This window comes from Variovorax sp. PMC12, from assembly GCF_003019815.1.
In the GTDB taxonomy this organism is placed as follows: Bacteria; Pseudomonadota; Gammaproteobacteria; order Burkholderiales; family Burkholderiaceae_C; genus Variovorax.
On record NZ_CP027773.1, the window covers coordinates 2206787 to 2223064 of the forward strand.

The following is a 16278-nucleotide window of genomic DNA, read 5'->3' on the forward strand; positions in this document are numbered from 1 at the left end:
CGTTCAACCTATGACGTCTTTGAGAACGCAGTCCGCAACTCGTATCCGTAACCGAAAACCGCTTTCAGAATCAACCCGTTGGACGGCTCGATTTTTAACTTTTTCCTGATTTTTGCGACGTAGACATCCAGCACCCGAGAGCGCGAGTCTGCAAATTCCCGGCGAAGCAGGAAATTAAGATTTCCTCTGGCCAATGGAAAATCTATATTCTTGAAAAAATTCAGCGCAAGGTCGTATTCACGTCGCTGCAGGCTTACCTCTCGATCTTCGTAGAACACCTTTCGCTCATCCAACTGGAATTTATAGTTCCTGAAGGCCAAAACGCCGTTTTCCGTTTTCGCGCATCTGGCAGCAGCGCTTCTGGTCATCAGATTTCGCAGCCTCAATCTTATTTCCCCGCTGTCAAAGGGAGGAAAAACAAAATCAAAATTGCCATCTCCAAGAAACCTGTCACCCGCCCGCAGTTGCCATGCAGCCTTGCTCTCGTTGACGGCAAATAAGACCGGTGCGTTCGTCAGCCCTCGAATAGCCTTTACCCAGTTAATATTCACGTCCGTGGGAAGGGCCAAAAGCAGCAGCCCAAATCGGTCGCCCGAGCGGAGTGCGTTCATCAGATCCGTCACGGTCTCGAACGCAACGGAGGCGCAGCCCAGCCGATCGACGCTCTTTCGCAAAGTGGGGCAGCTGAGACTCGATTCGTCGAGTGCTACAACAGGCAATTGCAGCTCGCCCGAAGCCGACCCCAAGGCGCTTGGCGTCGCCTGAATTGGCATATTTGCGGCGCCCGCCGCGCCCAGGGAAAGCTCAGTGGCTACCGGGAATCGACCCTGGCTGGAATAGGAAGAACTCGATGGGGGGAATAAGGCCGGATGCCCACCGGCCTCAGAGAAGCGGTCGCCTTCTTCTTTCGCTATCGACGCCTGCACGATGTCATGGACGCCGCTCTGTTTCAGGAGTAGCGATCGGCTACGAGACTCTGGGGAAATCATTCCAACCTCTCAAGTTCAAGAAGAACGTCAAGAGAGGCTTGTCGCAGCACTCCGCTATGACCGTTCGGGCAGCGGAATGTATCTGCTTGCGACGGACATGATTAATGACATGTTCATGCAATTAATGTCATTAAATAGCAGGAAGGTCGCCCCGGGGAGATCTATTTACGAGCTCGGGGGCACTGAAGAACTGCCTAAAAAATCACCTTGCGCACCATATCTGTGCGCTGTCTTGCTTCTAAAAAATTTCACTTGGCGGCAATGATTCAAGATTCATGTCGATGCAAGTCGGAGGCAAAAATCGCCAGATTCGTGAATTAGTTCACACTATAGTGCTATGTTTGTAAGCACAAAGAAGCCCCTGGCACGCCTATCCGACCCGGACAAGTGGAGTGTTAACGAGGCTTGCCTAGTGCGGCAGCAGAGGGAGTGTCAGGCGAAACACGGTGCCTGCACCGTTACTCGAAACCAGCACGACGTCGCCGCCGTGCAAACGGGTGATAGCCCGTGAAATGTGAAGGCCAAGGCCGGAGCCCGGCACCAGCGAAGAATTGCCGCCCCTGAAGTAACGCTCGAACAACTCGCTCTTTTCAGACTCAGGAATTGGATTTCCCTTATTTGAAACAGTCACGCTAAAAATATTGGAGCTGGCGTCGCATTTCACATCAACCATCGAATCGGCCGGAGAATATTTGATGGCATTCAATATCAAATTCCGGATGGCCATTTCAATTTTTTCCTGATCCCCTTCAAACATTACTGGTTGACCCGCCGCGGTGACGTTCAGACGCACCTGTTCGTCAGGCAATCCGATATTGCGAACGTTTTCAATCACACTCCAGATGTCGAAGCTTCGGACCGTCGAACGCGCACCAGATTCCAGCGTATCGTCCAGAAGGATGTTCTCCACCAAGGTCGTGAGACGGCGCGTAGCCTTGCGGATTTTCTCGACACTGCGCTTGACTCGCTCGTCGTTTCCAGATGGCGATAACCCGAGTGCTTGGGCCACCGCATCGACGATGGCGAGTGGCGTACGGAATTCGTGCGAAAGGATCGCGACGAACTCGCGCTGCCGAACTCGCTCCTCCAAAGCGATCTTGGCGATCTTCATTGAGTCGAAAGCCCGTTTACGCTCGGCCCTCAGTTTTAACTCGGAATCCCTGGAACGGCTTACCACCGCAATGTTGAGAATTGCAAGATTAGCCAGCTGCGTAAACTGTATCAATGACTCCGTGACGAATGATTGCTCCAGCCTCACCATGCCAAGCAGGACCATGCAATAAAAGAGCCATGACGAATTTACAATGACGAAAACGAGTGCGGCAAAAAACTGATGGAAAACCTTTCGACGCACGATGAACCAAAATATGAACGTCGTGTTGAAAGCGCCAACAACAATTTCAAGGTAGAGCAGCCATCTGATGGAATTTTCTATTATTCCGCACAGCGCCAATACAGTGGCCAAAAGGAAAATGGATGCCGCCAGATAAGTGAATCTAGAAGCCCAATGCGAATATTCTTTGTAATTGAAAAACCGGCAAACAAATATGGCGGAAATCGCCATGAGCGCGCAGGTGGTCGCGTCAACAAAACGGTCCGCATACACAGGATCTTCAGGAAAAAACAAGGAACTGGCATATCCCTGCACGGCAAACACCGCTCCCAGCATCACAACCAGGAAAAGCGAATATATGAGGTAATTGGGGTCCCGCGTCCATTTCCAGAAAATCAGGTTCATCAGCACCATCACGCCAATCGAACCGGCAAATGCCGAGAAAAAAAGGCTTCTCTTCAATTCAACCCTGTCGAACACTGATTTTTGCCAGAGATTCAGATCGAGAATTGTCAGACCGTGCGTTTTTACCCTAAAATAATGCACCCTGGCCGTGGAATCCACGACCAGTGGAAATGCCATGATGCTGGATTTGATTTCCCTTTCGGAAAAAGAAAATTGGTCCCCGATCTTGTTGGATGAAATCTTTCCATCGGGGGCCACGCAGTACATCTCGACTTCGTCGATCCAGCCAGGAAATATTTGAACGACCCAGTCGATCGGCGTGCCTTCGTCGTGCTGCAGCGAGACCCGGATCCACAGGGCGTCGTTGGAATACCGCTCCAGAGAGCGAATATCCTCACGGACAAAGCTGTATTTTTGCGGTTCGGAGACGATATCGTTCATGGTGACCTTGCCGGTAGGGTCACGGAACACTTCCACTTCCTTCGCCAACGAAATCGGACCATCATCGCCTTGCCCCTTCTTGAGCACGACGCCTCCTGCGCCCTGGCATGACAGCCAAAGAATCAGTCCGAAGATCAAACACAGGCAGCGATTTTTTTTCATCTCATTGATTTGTCTGGCTCGCCGCCGAAACTCGCGCCGAAGCCGAAGAAATATGCACCATGAACAATACGAAAATCGACAGCCGTGAAAAAATAGTCGTCTACCTGATCGAAGACGAAGAAGACCTGCAAGAGGCCCTCGTATACAGCCTCAACCAGATGGACATCGAGGCACACGGTTTTTCGACGGCTTCGGCGTTTTATCGGGCCTACGCGGTCCGCCGTTGCGACATCGTGGTCATCGACATCGGCCTGCCGGATGAAAACGGGTTTTCAATTGCCCAGCACCTGCGCTCGGCCAGCAACGTGGGGATCGTGTTCGCGACCGCGCGCCACGAGCTGAGCGATCGGGTTCGCGGCCTGCGCGATGGTGCGGACGCGTATTTCGTGAAGCCGGTGCATGCCGAAGAGCTTGCCGCGTCGCTCCAGGCCATCCATCGGCGCCTCAAGGCAGCCGACCGCAGATCCCGTTCCACGCCCCCGCAGGCCGAGGCGCCAAGAGGCACAGGGCGCTGGGAGCTCAGGGAAGAAGACTGGATCCTCTGCGACCCCGGCGACCGGATGCTGCGCCTCACCATGTCGGAGCGAGCCATTGTGGGATGCCTGTTCAAGCGGCGCGACAAGCCCGTGGACCGCGCGGAACTCGCAGCCGCGCTCGGTGGCGACCTGGAGCAGTTCGATCTCCAGCGCGTGGACGTGGTGATCAGCCGCCTGCGGCGCAAGGCGCTGGCCGCGGGCATTTCGCTGCCGCTGCACACCGTCAGGGGCACCGGCTACCGATTCCGGGCCTGAGGCCCTGCTCCGCACACCCGCTCTCATCAGGGAATCTACGGATATATGATTCCTTGAATGGTCTTGATTGCGTGCAGTTTTTGTATACAAATAACGCATCCGAAAGGCGGCGCGAAATTTGCGTCAAAAACTGCTCCCAACCCCTACCTATCCGCACAAGGAAGAAGACCATGAGCACAGTCGTCAGCCAGGCCCCCACGGGGACAAGCGAAGCCGGCATTGCGCCGCACGCCGAGTCGAACGCAGTCATCAAGCCCGGCTACCACCCGCGGCTGACCAACGAAGACCTCGCGCCGCTGAAGAAACAGACCTGGGGGCAATACAACATCTTTGCCTTCTGGATGTCCGACGTGCACAGCGTGGGCGGCTACATCACGGCCGGCAGCCTGTTCGCGCTGGGGCTGTCGAGCTGGCAGGTGCTGGTGTCGCTGCTGGTGGGCATCGTGATCGTGCAGTTCTTCTGCAACCTCGTGGCCAAGCCGAGCCAGGTGACGGGCGTGCCCTACCCCGTGGTTTGCCGCGCACCGTTCGGCGTGCTGGGCGCCAACATCCCGGCCATCATCCGCGGGCTGATCGCGGTGGCCTGGTACGGCGTGCAAACGTATCTGGCGTCGGCGGCCTTCATGGTGCTGGCGCTGCACATGGCGCCGGGTCTCACGCCTTACGCGGACGTGGCGCAGCACGGCTTCGTCGGCCTGTCGGCCCTGGGCTGGGTCGCGTTCATGGTCATGTGGGTGCTGCAGGCCTTCGTGTTCTGGCACGGCATGGACGCCATCCGCAAATTCATCGACTGGGCCGGTCCTGCGGTGTACGTGGTCATGGCCATCCTGTGCGGCTGGCTGGTGTGGAAGGCCGGCTGGAGCAAGATCGACCTGAACCTGGGCGGCATCAAATTCCAGGGCTGGGACGCGCTGCCGGTGATGCTCTCGGCCATCGCGCTGGTGGTGAGCTACTTCAGCGGCCCGATGCTCAACTTCGGCGACTTCTCCCGCTACGGCAAGAGCTTCGACGCGGTGAAGAAGGGCAACTTCTGGGGCCTGCCGGTGAACTTCGTCTTCTTCTCGCTGCTGACCGTCATCACCACAGCCGCAACGCTGCCCGTGTTCGGCGAGCTCATCACCGATCCGGTGCACACCGTGGGCAAGATCGACAGCACCACCGCCGTGGTGCTGGGCGCGCTGACCTTCATGATCGCCACCATCGGCATCAACATCGTGGCCAACTTCGTCTCGCCGGCGTTCGACTTCTCGAACGTGGCGCCGCAGCACATCAGCTGGCGCACGGGCGGCATGATCGCCGCTGTGGGCTCGGTGTTCCTCACGCCGTGGAACCTCTACAACAGCCCCGAGGTCATCCACTACACGCTCGACGTGCTGGGCTCGTTCATCGGGCCGCTGTTCGGCATCCTCATTGCCGACTACTACATCGTGCGCAAGCAGCGCATCGACGTGGACGCGCTCTACACCATGAGCCCCAAGGGCGAGTACTGGTACAGCGGCGGCTACAACCCGAAGGCGATCCAGGCGCTGGTGCCGTCGGCCATCGTGCCCATTCTTTGCGTGATGGTGCCGACGCTGCGCGGCGCCGCCAACTATGCGTGGTTCATCGGCATGGGCCTGGGCTTCATCCTGTATGCGCTGCTGAACCGCAACAGCAAGACCTGAAACATTGGAAGACAAAGAAAGGGACCGCGCCGTGCGCATCAAGATCATCAATCCCAACACGACCTGGAGCATGACCGAGAAGATCGGCGCTTGCGCCCGCGCGGTGGCGCACAGCGGCACCGAGATCGTGGCGGTGAGCCCGGCCATGGGCCCGGTTTCCATCGAGAGCCACTACGACGAGGCGCTGGCCGTGCCGGGGTTGCTGCAGGAGATTGCGGCAGGCGAGCGCGACGGCATCGACGGCTACGTGATCGCCTGCTTCGGCGACCCGGGCCTGAAAGCCGCGCGCGAACTGGCAAGCGGCCCGGTGGTCGGCATCGCCGAGGCGGCGATGCACCTGGCCAGCATGCTCGGCAGCCGCTTCAGCGTGGTGACCACGCTGGGACGCACCATGGGCCAGGCCTGGCACCTGGCCGAGATCTACGGCATGGAGCGCTTCTGCGCCAACGTGCGCGCCTGCGAACTGCCTGTGCTCGAACTCGAGGAACCCGGCTCGCGGGCCCGCGAGCGCATCGTCGACGAATGCCGGCTCGCCCTCGAGCAAGACGGCTCCGACTGCATCGTGCTCGGCTGCGCAGGCATGACCGACCTGTGCGCGCACATCGAGCAGCTGCTGGGCGTGCCTGTGATCGACGGCGTGGCCGCCGGCACCAAGCTCATCGAATCGCTCGTGGCGCTGAAACTGCGCACCAGCAAGCGCGGCGAACTGGCAAAGCCCCTGCCGAAGCCCATCATTGGGGCGCTGGAAGGCTTCACGCTGCCGCGCTAGGCCACAATCCGCGCATGCCCCGCGCCAGTTCCAAACCTCCCGTTTCCGACACCTCCTCCGCCGCAGCCGCGCCGCCCGACGACGGCGCCGCGCCGGCGGACAAGCAAAGCTCCATCGAGAGCATCGCCAACGACATCGCCACCGCCATCGTCGAGAAGCGCCTGCCGCCCGGCACCTGGCTGCGCGAAGAGGCGCTGGGCCGCGTGTATTCGGTGAGTCGCACCAAGGTGCGCGCCGCGCTGCTGATGCTGTCGAAGGACAAGCTCATCGAGATGATCCCCGACAAGGGCGCCTTCGTCTGCCAGCCCACCGTGGAAGAAGCACGCGAGGTGTTCGCGGTGCGCCGCATCCTCGAGAGCGAGGTGGTGCGCCTCTTCATTGCCAATGCACGGCCGCGCGACTACCAGGTGCTCGAGCAGCACGTCAAGTTCGAGCGCACCACGCTGCGCCAGACCACCACCATGGGCACCGTGCGCGAGAAGCTGCTGGGCGACTTCCACGTGGCGCTGGCCGAGGCCACGGGCAACCGCACGCTGGCCGAACTGGTGCGCGAGTTGGTCGCGCGCAGCTCGCTGATCGCGATGCTGTACCACTCGTCGAACGACCCGCACTGCTCGTCCGACGAGCACGCCGAGTTCCTGCGGCTGTGCCGCAAGGGCGACCCGGAGGCCGCGGTGAAGAGCATGACCGAACACCTCGAGCGCATCGAGGCCAGCCTCTCGCTGGACACAGACAAGCCCGACCGCCAGCTCGACCTGGTGAAGGCGCTTCTGGCCTGAGGGTGAAGCCATGCGCCACGGAAGCACCCCGAACCCAGCGAGCCTGGGCACGGCCCTGCGCCGGATGCGCCTGCTGCGCGGCATCAAGCAAACGCATTTCGCACAACTGATGGGCGTGAACCAGGCGACGGTGTCGCGCTGGGAGCGCGGGCAGCTCGCGCTGTCCGCCGCGCAGCAGGCCGCGGCGCACCGGCTGCTCGCGGCCGCGCAGGACGCATCGCAGGACGCCGCCTTGAAGCGGCTGGTCGAATCGTCCACGCGCAAGGTGCACCTGATCTGCGACCGCACGCACCGGCTGCTGGCCGCGTCGCCGTCGCGCCAGGCCGAGTGGCGCGCCGATGCGGCGGAATTCATGGGGCGTTCGCTGATCGGCTACGCCTCGGCAGAAATCCTCGCGGCCGAAGCCACACTCGACGGGCTGGGCTGGCACGCGGGCGAGCTGTCGTCGCTGGAGATTGCAACGGGTGCCAATGCCGACCCGGTCATTCCGATCGTGTCGGGCCGCGTGCTGTGGGAGCGCATTGCACTGGCCGACGGGTGCGCCGGACGCATCGTCACCACCATCGCCTGAGCGCAGACGCCCGATCCACGCATAACTTATGCGTGGACGCCCTCAACGTCGGCCGATAGTCTTGCGGCCATGACCACTTTGATCACCGGCAGCGCCGGCCACCTCGGCGAAGCCCTGATGCGCACGCTGAGCGCGACTTCGCAAGACGCACGGGGCATCGACATCACGCCCTCCCGCTTCACCGACCGCGCAGGTTCCATCACCGACCGCGCCTTCGTGCGCGACTGCATGCGCGGCGTGCGCACGGTCATCCATGCGGCCACGCTGCACAAGCCCCACGTGGGCACGCACAGCCTGCAGGAGTTCGTCGACACCAACATCACGGGCACGCTGGTGCTGCTTGAAGAAGCGGTGGCGGCCGGTGTCGAGGCCTTCGTGTTCACGAGCACGACCAGCACCTTCGGCTCGGCGCTCACGCCCGCCGGAGGCATGCCGGCAGCCTGGATCACGGAAGGCGTGACGCCGATCCCGAAGAACATCTACGGCGTGACCAAGACCTCCGCCGAAAGCCTGTGCGAGCTGTTCCACCGCAAGCAGCGCCTGCCCGTGATCGTGCTGAAGACTTCGCGCTTCTTTCCCGAGGACGACGACGATGCCACCGCGCGCAGCCTCCATTCATTGGAGAACGCGCAGGCCAACGAGCTGCTGCATCGCCGCGTCGACATCGAGGACGTGGTCGATGCCCACCTGCTGGCGGCCAGGCGAGCACCGGCCATCGGCTTCGGCCGCTACATCGTCTCGGCCACCACGCCCTTCACGCAAGACGACCTGCCGATGCTGCGCGAGAGCGCACCGCGTGTGCTGAACCGGCTGTTTCCAGAGTGCGAAGCGCTCTATGCCAGGCAGGGATGGAAGCTGCCCGCGCAACTCGACCGCGTCTACGTGAATGCGCTGGCGCGGCGCGAGCTGGGTTGGCAGCCGCGCCATGACTTCGCGCAAGTGCTGCGGTGCCTGCGCGAAGGCCGCGACTTCCGCAGCCAGCTGGCGCGCGACGTGGGCAGCAAGGGCTACCACCGCGAGGTGTTCGGCGAAGGGCCGTACCCCGTCGCCTGAGCGACTGCCGGCGGAATGAACCCGGCCTGCTTCGGGTTTTTCCGGGTCAAGATTGTCGCATAAGTTGTATACAGTTTCGCGTACACATTGAGGCATGCGCCGTGGCAAGCCGCGCCGCCCCAGCCTCTTCCCTTGCGCAGCAGGAGACAACGATGACGGCCGACGCCACACTTTCCCAAGTCCATCCCGTGGATCAGCGCTTGCCTTCGGGCAAGCTCGCGGCCCTCGGATTGCAGCATGTGCTGGTGATGTATGCGGGGGCCGTCGCGGTGCCGCTGATCGTCGGGCGCGCGCTCAAGCTCTCGCCCGACGAGGTCGCCCTGCTGATCTCGGCCGACCTGTTCTGCTGCGGCATCGCCACGCTGATCCAGGCGCTCGGCGCCACGCAATGGTTCGGCATCAAGCTGCCGGTGATGATGGGCGTGACCTTCGCGTCGGTCGCTCCGATGGTGGCCATCGCCAACGCCAACCCGGGCCAGAACGGAGCCCAGCTGCTGTTCGGCTCGATCATCGGCGCGGGCGTGGTGTCGATACTGATCGCGCCGCTGGTGAGCCGCATGCTGCGCTTCTTTCCGCCGGTGGTCACGGGCACGATCATCGCCGTCATCGGCATCAGCCTGATGCGCGTGGGCATCAACTGGATCTTCGGCAACCCGGTGGGCCCGACGGCGCCCGCGCTGGTCGACCCGGTGTATGCCAAGTGGCTCGCCGAGGTGACGTCGCCGGGGAGCTCCATTCCGGCCGTGCCCAAGGGCTTCGCGATCATGCCGACGGTGCCCAACCCCAAATACGCGGATCTTTCGGGCTTCGGCGTGGCAGCGCTGGTGCTGGTGTCGATCCTGCTGATCGTCAAGTACGCCAAGGGCTTCATCGCCAACATCTCGGTGCTGCTGGGCATCGTGCTCGGCGCCGTGGTGGCGTCCATCACCGGCCTCATGACCTACGAGAAGGTGGGCAAGGCCGCATGGGTCGACATCGTGCTGCCCTTCCACTTCGGCATGCCGCAGTTCGACCCGATCCTGATCCTCACCATGACGCTCATCATGATCGTGGTGATGATCGAATCGACCGGCATGTTCCTCGCGCTCGGCGAGATGACCGACCGCAAGATCGAGCAGAAAGACCTGGCCCGCGGCCTGCGCACCGACGGCCTGGGCACGCTGATCGGCGGCATCTTCAATACCTTCCCGTACACCAGCTTCTCGCAGAACGTGGGCCTCGTGGCCGTCACCGGCATCAAGAGCCGCTACGTCTGCGTGGCGGGCGGCGTGATCCTCATCGTGCTGGGCCTGCTGCCGAAGATGGCCGCGCTGGTGGAGTCGCTGCCCACCGTGGTGCTTGGCGGCGCGGGCCTCGTGATGTTCGGCATGGTGGCCGCCACCGGCATCCGCATCCTGTCGGGCGTGGACTTCAAGACCAACCGCCACAACGCGATGATCGTCGCGGTGTCGATCGGCATCGGCATGATTCCGCTGATCGCACCCAACTTCAAGCAATGGATGCCGCACGCGATTCACTCGCTGATCGAGTCAGGCATCCTGCTGGCGTCGATTGCCGCCGTGCTGCTGAATCTGTTCCTCAACGGCGCGAAGCACGACGAGCAGGCCGTGATCGCCGCGGCCAAGCAGGCCGAGGCGCACTGAGCCTTCCTTCCCGGGTCAGATCATCGCCAGCGGCCCCTTGCGCCGCGGCGGCGGGTGCAGGCGGTCGATTTCTTCCAGGGTTGCCGCGTCGAGCTTCAACGCCGCGGCGGCCAGGTTTTCCTTCAGGTGCGCGGCGCGCACCGCCTTCGGGATCGCCGCCACGCCGGGCCGCGCGATCACCGCGGCCAGCGCCAGTTGAGCGGCTGTCACGCCGAGACGCGCAGCCAGTTCCCCCAACGCCTTGTCACCCGCCAGCGCACCCTGGTCGATCGGGCTGTAGGCCATCAGCGGCATGCCGCGCTCGCGCTGCCAGGGCAGCAGGCTGAACTCGGGCCCGCGCTCGCCCAGCGACAGGTACACCTGGTTGGCCGCGCAGCCCGGCCCGCTGCCGGCGAGCGGCTCCAGCTCTTCCATGTCGTCGGTGTCGAAGTTGCTCACGCCCCAGCGGGCGATGCGGCCGTCGGCCACCAGCGACTGCATCGCGGCGACGGTGTCGCGCAGCGGGTGGTTGCCGCGCCAGTGCAGCAGGTAGAGGTCGATGGCGTCGAGACCCAGCCGCTTCAGGCTGCGTTCGCAGGCCTCGCGCGTGCCGCGCCGGCTCGCGTTGTGCGGGTAGACCTTGCTGACGATGAAAAGCGCATCGCGCCGCACGTCACCCGCGCGCAGCGCCTCGGCAACGGCCTGGCCCACGACGGTTTCGGCGCCGCCTTCGCCGTACATCTCGGCGGTGTCGATGAGCCGGTAGCCCAGGGCGATGGCCTCGCGCACGGCGGCGACTTCGGCCGCGCGGCGGCTTGCATCCTCGCCCATGCGCCAGGTACCCAGGCCGAGTACCGGCATCTCGCCGCCGGTGGGGAGTGAAAGTGTTCGCATCGGCACATGGTAGATGCGGCCGATACCCCTGTCAGCCTGCCGACAACGGCAGCCACACGGTCGCCAGCAGCCCCCGCCCGTCTTCGCCCGCCTCCAGAATGATCTGTCCGTGGTGCCTGTCGAGCACCGACTTCACGATCGCCAGCCCCAGCCCGCTGCCCGACTGCGTCTGGTCGGGGTTGCGGAAGAAGCGGTCGAACACCCGCTCGCGCAGCGCCGGTGGAATGCCCGGGCCCTGGTCGGCCACGCGAAGCACCGCGCGTGCGCCATCGCGGCCGACACGCACACTGACCGTGCCGCCCCCGGGGCTGTACTTGACGGCGTTCTCCACCAGGTTGCTCACCATCGAAATCAGGCTCTCGCGCTCGCCGAACACCGGTACCGAGCCTTCGTCATCCACCGCAAAGTCGAACTTCACGCCGCGCGCCTGCGCCAGCGGCCCGAGCAGCGCGATGCGCTCACGCGCCAAGACGTCGAGCGCAAGCGCCTCAGGCAAGGCGTTCTGCGGTACCTCGTCGCTGCGCATCAGCTGCTGCAACTGCCCGACCAGCCGCGTCGCGCGGTCATTGCTGCGCAGCAGGTTGGCCATGAGCTCGCGCTGGCCCTCGTCGTTCGTCTGCGCCCTCAGCGCCTCGACGTTCACGCGCATCGCCTCGAGCGGTGTCTGAAGTTCATTGGCCGCGTCGGCGATCAGCCCGCGTTCGCGCACACCGCGGTCGCGCACGCTGCGCAGCAGGCCGTTGATGCTGCGCACCATCGGCCGCAGTTCCTTGTGCTGCGGCTCGAACGACAGCGGCGTGAGGTCGGCGGGGCCGCGCTCGGCAGTCTCCCGCGTCACCTGCCGCCACGGCCTCAAGGCGAGCAGCACGGCCAGCCATGCGGGAAACACCAGGAACGGCAGGCTGATGAGCAAGGGCAGGAAGTAGTAGCTGCGGTCGTCGGCGTTGAAGTACAGCCGCAGGAACTTGGGCTCGGCCAGCATCACGCGGGTGTCGAGCACCGGCGAGACCATGGTCCGCGCGCGCAGCGACCGTTCGCCCAGGCGGATGATCTCCACCTTGCCGATGGTCTGGTTGATGATCGGCGGCACCGATGCGCTCGAGTTGTAGATGAGCCTGCCGCGCTGCCACACCTGCATGACCGGCGCCTTGTCCTCGTCGGACGTGAAGTCGCCCGAGGTCTCGAGCAGCGCCATGTCGAAGGCGCGCAGCGTGGCCTGCTGGCGGTCCGGCGAGTCCGCGAGATTCCGCGCGGCGGTGATGATGCAGGCAAAGAGGCTGTCGTAGCGCACGAGCTCGGGAAAGCGGTTGGAGTCGTGCAGGAACAGGCCGACGATGCAGGCCCACAGCAGCCCGACCACCGAAACCTGCGCCAGCAGCAATCGCCTCAGCAGCGAGGGCTGGACCCAGCGCCGCCAACGTTGCCCGAGCGCGTGCCGCCACCCCGCATGCATGGCGGCGCCCGCGCCGGGGCCGGCGTTGTCCTGGACAGGCAAAGAATTCATGTGTTTCCTGGCGGCCGCTCCCTGGGGATCGGGTGCCGCGAGCGGCCGAAGTATCTGCCGGGTCTGCACACCGGAATTCAGCAAGCCTTCATGAAGCTGCATGCGGGCTCTCCAGCGGCCTGAAGCGGCGCGCCGAGCCTTCTAATTTTTAGAAGTCAAAGACATTCCCGTGACACCGAAATCGTTGTCCAAGCAAGCAAACCGCCTCGCCTTGCCTTCTGATTTTGTCAACACTGAGTGGGTGCCAACCCCGACCTCTCGTATGGCCACGGCTCCTAGAATTTTTCAGCGGCCTTGCGTCACGAGCGCGCTCGCCCCATCGAAACGAATTTGGAACAGGTTGAGTCAATGCAGAAAAAGCACAGGATTGCCGTCATTCCCGGAGACGGCATCGGCGTCGAGGTCATGCCCGAAGGTTTGCGCGTGCTCGACGCGGTCGGGCGCCGTTTCGGCATCGACTTCTCTTACGACCACTTCGACTGGGGCTCCGACCACTACGTGCGCACCGGCCTGATGATGCCGGCCGACTGGGCCGACAAGATCCAGGGCCATGACGCCATCTACTTCGGCGCGGTGGGCGCGCCCGACAAGGTGCCCGACCACATCGCCGTGTGGGGCCTGCTCATCAAGATCCGCCGCGACTTCGACCAGTACGTGAACCTGCGCCCCGTGCGCCTGATGCCCGGCGTGCCCGGACCGCTGGCGCACCGCAAGCCCGGCGACATCGACTTCCTGGTGGTGCGCGAGAACACCGAAGGCGAGTACACCTCCGTGGGCGGCCGCCTGTTCGAAGGCACGCCGCGCGAAATGGCGATCCAGGAAGCGGTGTTCACCCGCGTCGGCGTGGACCGCATCATCGAATACGCATTCGAGCTGGCCAGCCGCCGCCCGCGCAAGAACCTGGTGGCCGCGACCAAGTCGAACGGCATCTCGGTGACCATGCCCTACTGGGACGAGCGCCTGGCCGAGATCGCCAAGCGCCATCCGGACATCGCGACCAGCAAGTACCACATCGACATCCTGTGCGCGCACTTCGTGCAGCACCCCGACTGGTTCGACGTGGTGGTGGCCTCCAACCTGTTCGGCGACATCCTGTCCGACCTGGGCCCGGCCTGCACCGGCACCATCGGCATCGCGCCGAGCGCCAACCTGAACCCGGAGCGCAAGTTCCCGTCGCTGTTCGAGCCGGTGCACGGCTCGGCGCCCGACATCGCGGGCAAGGGCATCGCCAACCCGATCGGCCAGATATGGTCGGCCGCGCTGATGCTCGACCACCTGGGCAACAACGACCCGGTGTACGCACAGGCTTCGGCCGCCGTCATCTCGGCCATCGAGACGGTGCTGAGCGAAGGCCCGCGCACGCGCGACATGGGAGGCACCGCGAATACCGTGGACGTGGGCCGCGCGATCGCCGACTGCATCTCGGCATGACGGCGAGCCCCTCATCCCTTTGCGGCCGGGGACACTGAGATGGGCCTGTTCCTGCTGAAGCGCACGCTGACGCTGATCGGCACGCTGGTCGGCGCGTCGATCATCGTTTTCCTCGTCCTCGAGATACTGCCCGGCAACGCCGCACAGATGCTCATGGGCCCCGACGCCTCGCCCGAAGCGGTGGCGGCGCTGGCCACCAAGCTCGGCCTCGACCTGCCCGCGTGGACGCGCTACTGGCACTGGATCGGCGGCCTGCTCACCGGCAACCTCGGCGACAGCTACGCCTACAGCTCGCCGGTGCTCGACCTGATCCTCGAGCGGCTGGCGCTCACCATGCCGCTGGCGCTGCTGGCGATGTTCTTCACCACGGTCATCGCGCTGCTGGTGGGCGTGACGGCCGCGGCGCGCCACAACAAGCTTGGCGACGTCGGCCTGATGGGCATGGCCCAGGTCGGCATCGCCATTCCCAATTTCTGGTTCGCGATCCTGCTGATCCTCGTGTTCTCGGTGAAGCTGCAGTGGTTCTCGGCAGGCGGCTTCGAGGGCTGGGGCGACGGCTTCTTCTCGGGCATCAAGTCGCTCCTGTTGCCTGCACTGTCGCTTGCGGTGGTGCAGGCCGCGATCCTCGCGCGCATCACGCGCTCGGCGGTGCTGGAAGTGATGCGCGAAGACTTCGTGCGCACCGCGCGGGCCAAGGGCGTTTCGCAGCGCATGGTGCTCTGGACGCATGTGCTGCGCAACGCCATGATCCCGGTCATCACGGTGATGGGCATGCAGTTCTCCGAGCTGCTGGCCGGCACCATCGTGGTGGAGAACGTGTTCTATCTTCCCGGCCTGGGCCGGCTGATCTTCCAGGCCATCAGCAACCGCGACCTGATCGTGGTGCGCAACTGCGTGATGCTGCTCGCGGCCATGGTGGTCATCGTGAATTTCGTGGTCGACGTGCTCTACGCCGTCATCGACCCGCGCATCAAGGCCAGCGACATATGAACGCCATCACGGCCCCGGCCCCCAGCGCCGCGGCGCTCAAGCTCCCCGGTTTCTGGCAACGCGCGGTGAAGCACCGCAGCTTCGTCATCGGCGGCGTGCTGGCCGCGCTGCTACTCATCGCGGCGCTGGTGTCCTTCGTATGGACGCCGTGGTCGCCGTATGCGATGGACATGGCGAACAAGATGCAGGCCCCGACGGGCTCGCACTGGCTGGGCACCGATGCATTCGGGCGCGACGTGGCCTCTCTGCTGCTGGTGGGTGCGCGCGCATCCATCCTGGTCGGCATCATTGCCGTGGGCATCGGCTTGGTGGTCGGCACCGCGCTGGGCCTGCTCGCGGCGGCCAGACGCGGCTGGGTCGAGGAAGCGGTAATGCGCCTGTCGGACTTCACGCTGGCCTTCCCCGCGATCCTCTCCGCCATCATGATGACCGCCGTGTTCGGCGCGGGCATCGTGAATGCCATCGTCGCGATCGGCATCTACAACATCCCGACCTTCGCGCGCATCACGCGCGCATCGGCCAACGCCATCTGGTCGCGCGAATACGTGGCCGCGGCGCGCGCCTGCGGCAAGGGCTCGTTCGCCATCACCATGCAGCACGTGCTGCCGAACATCTCGGCCGTGCTGATCGTGCAGATCACCATCCGCTTCGCCATCGCCATCCTCGCGGAAGCCGCGCTCTCGTACCTCGGCCTCGGCACGCAGCCGCCGCAACCGTCGTGGGGCCGCATGCTCAGCGAAGCACAGACCCTGATGTTCCAGCAGCCGCTGCTGGCGGTCTTTCCCGGCATGGCGATCGCGCTGGCGGTGCTGGGCCTGAACCTGCTGGGCGACGGCCTGCGCGACCTGCTCGATCCGCGCCTCGCCCGCGCACGCTGAGA

14 protein-coding genes are annotated in these 16278 nt (G+C 63.7%); 10 read left to right on the forward strand and 4 right to left on the reverse strand.

Features of this window, described 5'->3' with window-relative positions; translation table 11 throughout:
* Window positions 1-8 precede the first annotated feature (8 nt).
* Together C4F17_RS10220 and C4F17_RS10225 are read right to left on the reverse strand one after the other, a co-directional pair.
* Window positions 9-989: a winged helix-turn-helix domain-containing protein gene (locus C4F17_RS10220; RefSeq protein WP_106935164.1), complete on the reverse strand. Its 981-nt coding sequence runs from the start codon at window positions 987-989 to the stop codon at window positions 9-11.
* A 409-nt stretch (window positions 990-1398) separates the two neighbouring features.
* A complete protein-coding gene (locus tag C4F17_RS10225; RefSeq protein WP_106935165.1) occupies window positions 1399-3330 on the reverse strand; it encodes a sensor histidine kinase in 1932 nt (643 codons plus the stop codon).
* Window positions 3331-3389: 59 nt separating this feature from the next.
* Here C4F17_RS10225 and C4F17_RS10230 point away from each other — a divergent pair, with 59 nt between their 5' ends.
* From C4F17_RS10230 to C4F17_RS10260, 7 genes are all read left to right on the forward strand, one after another.
* Complete coding sequence (locus C4F17_RS10230) at window positions 3390-4121, forward strand: response regulator transcription factor (protein WP_234382717.1); 732 nt, start codon at window positions 3390-3392, stop codon at window positions 4119-4121.
* 170 nt (window positions 4122-4291) lie between these two features.
* Window positions 4292-5785, forward strand: coding sequence for an NCS1 family nucleobase:cation symporter-1 (locus tag C4F17_RS10235; protein WP_081266787.1), 1494 nt, complete (start codon window positions 4292-4294; stop codon window positions 5783-5785).
* 31 nt (window positions 5786-5816) lie between these two features.
* Entirely contained in the window at window positions 5817-6554 is a 738-nt protein-coding gene (locus tag C4F17_RS10240; RefSeq protein WP_106937510.1) for an aspartate/glutamate racemase family protein, read from the forward strand.
* A 14-nt stretch (window positions 6555-6568) separates the two neighbouring features.
* Window positions 6569-7333 (forward strand): GntR family transcriptional regulator, encoded by a 765-nt coding sequence (locus C4F17_RS10245; RefSeq protein ID WP_106935166.1) that lies wholly within the window; start codon window positions 6569-6571, stop codon window positions 7331-7333.
* Window positions 7334-7343: 10 nt separating this feature from the next.
* A complete protein-coding gene (locus C4F17_RS10250) occupies window positions 7344-7904 on the forward strand; it encodes a helix-turn-helix transcriptional regulator (RefSeq protein ID WP_081266790.1) in 561 nt (186 codons plus the stop codon).
* A 69-nt stretch (window positions 7905-7973) separates the two neighbouring features.
* Complete coding sequence (locus C4F17_RS10255; RefSeq protein ID WP_106935167.1) at window positions 7974-8957, forward strand: NAD-dependent epimerase/dehydratase family protein; 984 nt, start codon at window positions 7974-7976, stop codon at window positions 8955-8957.
* A gap of 152 nt (window positions 8958-9109) precedes the next feature.
* Window positions 9110-10600: a nucleobase:cation symporter-2 family protein gene (locus tag C4F17_RS10260; RefSeq protein ID WP_106935168.1), complete on the forward strand. Its 1491-nt coding sequence runs from the start codon at window positions 9110-9112 to the stop codon at window positions 10598-10600.
* A gap of 15 nt (window positions 10601-10615) precedes the next feature.
* Here C4F17_RS10260 and C4F17_RS10265 read toward each other — a convergent pair whose 3' ends face one another.
* Window positions 10616-11473, reverse strand: coding sequence for an aldo/keto reductase (locus C4F17_RS10265; protein WP_106935169.1), 858 nt, complete (start codon window positions 11471-11473; stop codon window positions 10616-10618).
* Between the two features lie 31 nt (window positions 11474-11504).
* On the reverse strand, window positions 11505-12977 hold the full coding sequence (locus C4F17_RS10270) for a sensor histidine kinase (RefSeq protein ID WP_234382719.1): 1473 nt from the start codon (window positions 12975-12977) through the stop codon (window positions 11505-11507).
* Between the two features lie 348 nt (window positions 12978-13325).
* On the opposite strand from C4F17_RS10270, the gene C4F17_RS10275 reads away from it, so the two are divergent.
* The 3 genes from C4F17_RS10275 to C4F17_RS10285 are packed head-to-tail and all read left to right on the forward strand — an operon-like array spanning window position 13326 to window position 16276.
* On the forward strand, window positions 13326-14408 hold the full coding sequence (locus tag C4F17_RS10275) for a tartrate dehydrogenase (protein WP_106935170.1): 1083 nt from the start codon (window positions 13326-13328) through the stop codon (window positions 14406-14408).
* Window positions 14409-14447: 39 nt separating this feature from the next.
* On the forward strand, window positions 14448-15398 hold the full coding sequence (locus C4F17_RS10280) for an ABC transporter permease (protein WP_081266795.1): 951 nt from the start codon (window positions 14448-14450) through the stop codon (window positions 15396-15398).
* On the forward strand, window positions 15395-16276 hold the full coding sequence (locus tag C4F17_RS10285) for an ABC transporter permease (RefSeq protein ID WP_106935171.1): 882 nt from the start codon (window positions 15395-15397) through the stop codon (window positions 16274-16276). The genes C4F17_RS10280 and C4F17_RS10285 overlap by 4 nt, the downstream gene beginning before the upstream one ends.
* Window positions 16277-16278: the final 2 nt, after the last annotated feature.

Bases quoted from the DNA above. Each gene is read 5' to 3' on its own strand.
- C4F17_RS10220 (WP_106935164.1), bottom strand. From the start codon at position 989: ATGATTTCCCCAGAGTCTCGTAGCCGATCGCTACTCCTGAAACAGAGC.
- C4F17_RS10235 (WP_081266787.1), top strand. From the start codon at position 4,292: ATGAGCACAGTCGTCAGCCAGGCCCCCACGGGGACAAGCGAAGCCGGC.
- C4F17_RS10230 (WP_234382717.1), top strand. From the start codon at position 3,390: ATGAACAATACGAAAATCGACAGCCGTGAAAAAATAGTCGTCTACCTG.
- C4F17_RS10270 (WP_234382719.1), bottom strand. From the start codon at position 12,977: ATGAATTCTTTGCCTGTCCAGGACAACGCCGGCCCCGGCGCGGGCGCC.
- C4F17_RS10255 (WP_106935167.1), top strand. From the start codon at position 7,974: ATGACCACTTTGATCACCGGCAGCGCCGGCCACCTCGGCGAAGCCCTG.
- C4F17_RS10285 (WP_106935171.1), top strand. From the start codon at position 15,395: ATGAACGCCATCACGGCCCCGGCCCCCAGCGCCGCGGCGCTCAAGCTC.
- C4F17_RS10260 (WP_106935168.1), top strand. From the start codon at position 9,110: ATGACGGCCGACGCCACACTTTCCCAAGTCCATCCCGTGGATCAGCGC.
- C4F17_RS10265 (WP_106935169.1), bottom strand. From the start codon at position 11,473: ATGCGAACACTTTCACTCCCCACCGGCGGCGAGATGCCGGTACTCGGC.
- C4F17_RS10245 (WP_106935166.1), top strand. From the start codon at position 6,569: ATGCCCCGCGCCAGTTCCAAACCTCCCGTTTCCGACACCTCCTCCGCC.
- C4F17_RS10225 (WP_106935165.1), bottom strand. From the start codon at position 3,330: ATGAAAAAAAATCGCTGCCTGTGTTTGATCTTCGGACTGATTCTTTGG.
- C4F17_RS10250 (WP_081266790.1), top strand. From the start codon at position 7,344: ATGCGCCACGGAAGCACCCCGAACCCAGCGAGCCTGGGCACGGCCCTG.
- C4F17_RS10280 (WP_081266795.1), top strand. From the start codon at position 14,448: ATGGGCCTGTTCCTGCTGAAGCGCACGCTGACGCTGATCGGCACGCTG.
- C4F17_RS10275 (WP_106935170.1), top strand. From the start codon at position 13,326: ATGCAGAAAAAGCACAGGATTGCCGTCATTCCCGGAGACGGCATCGGC.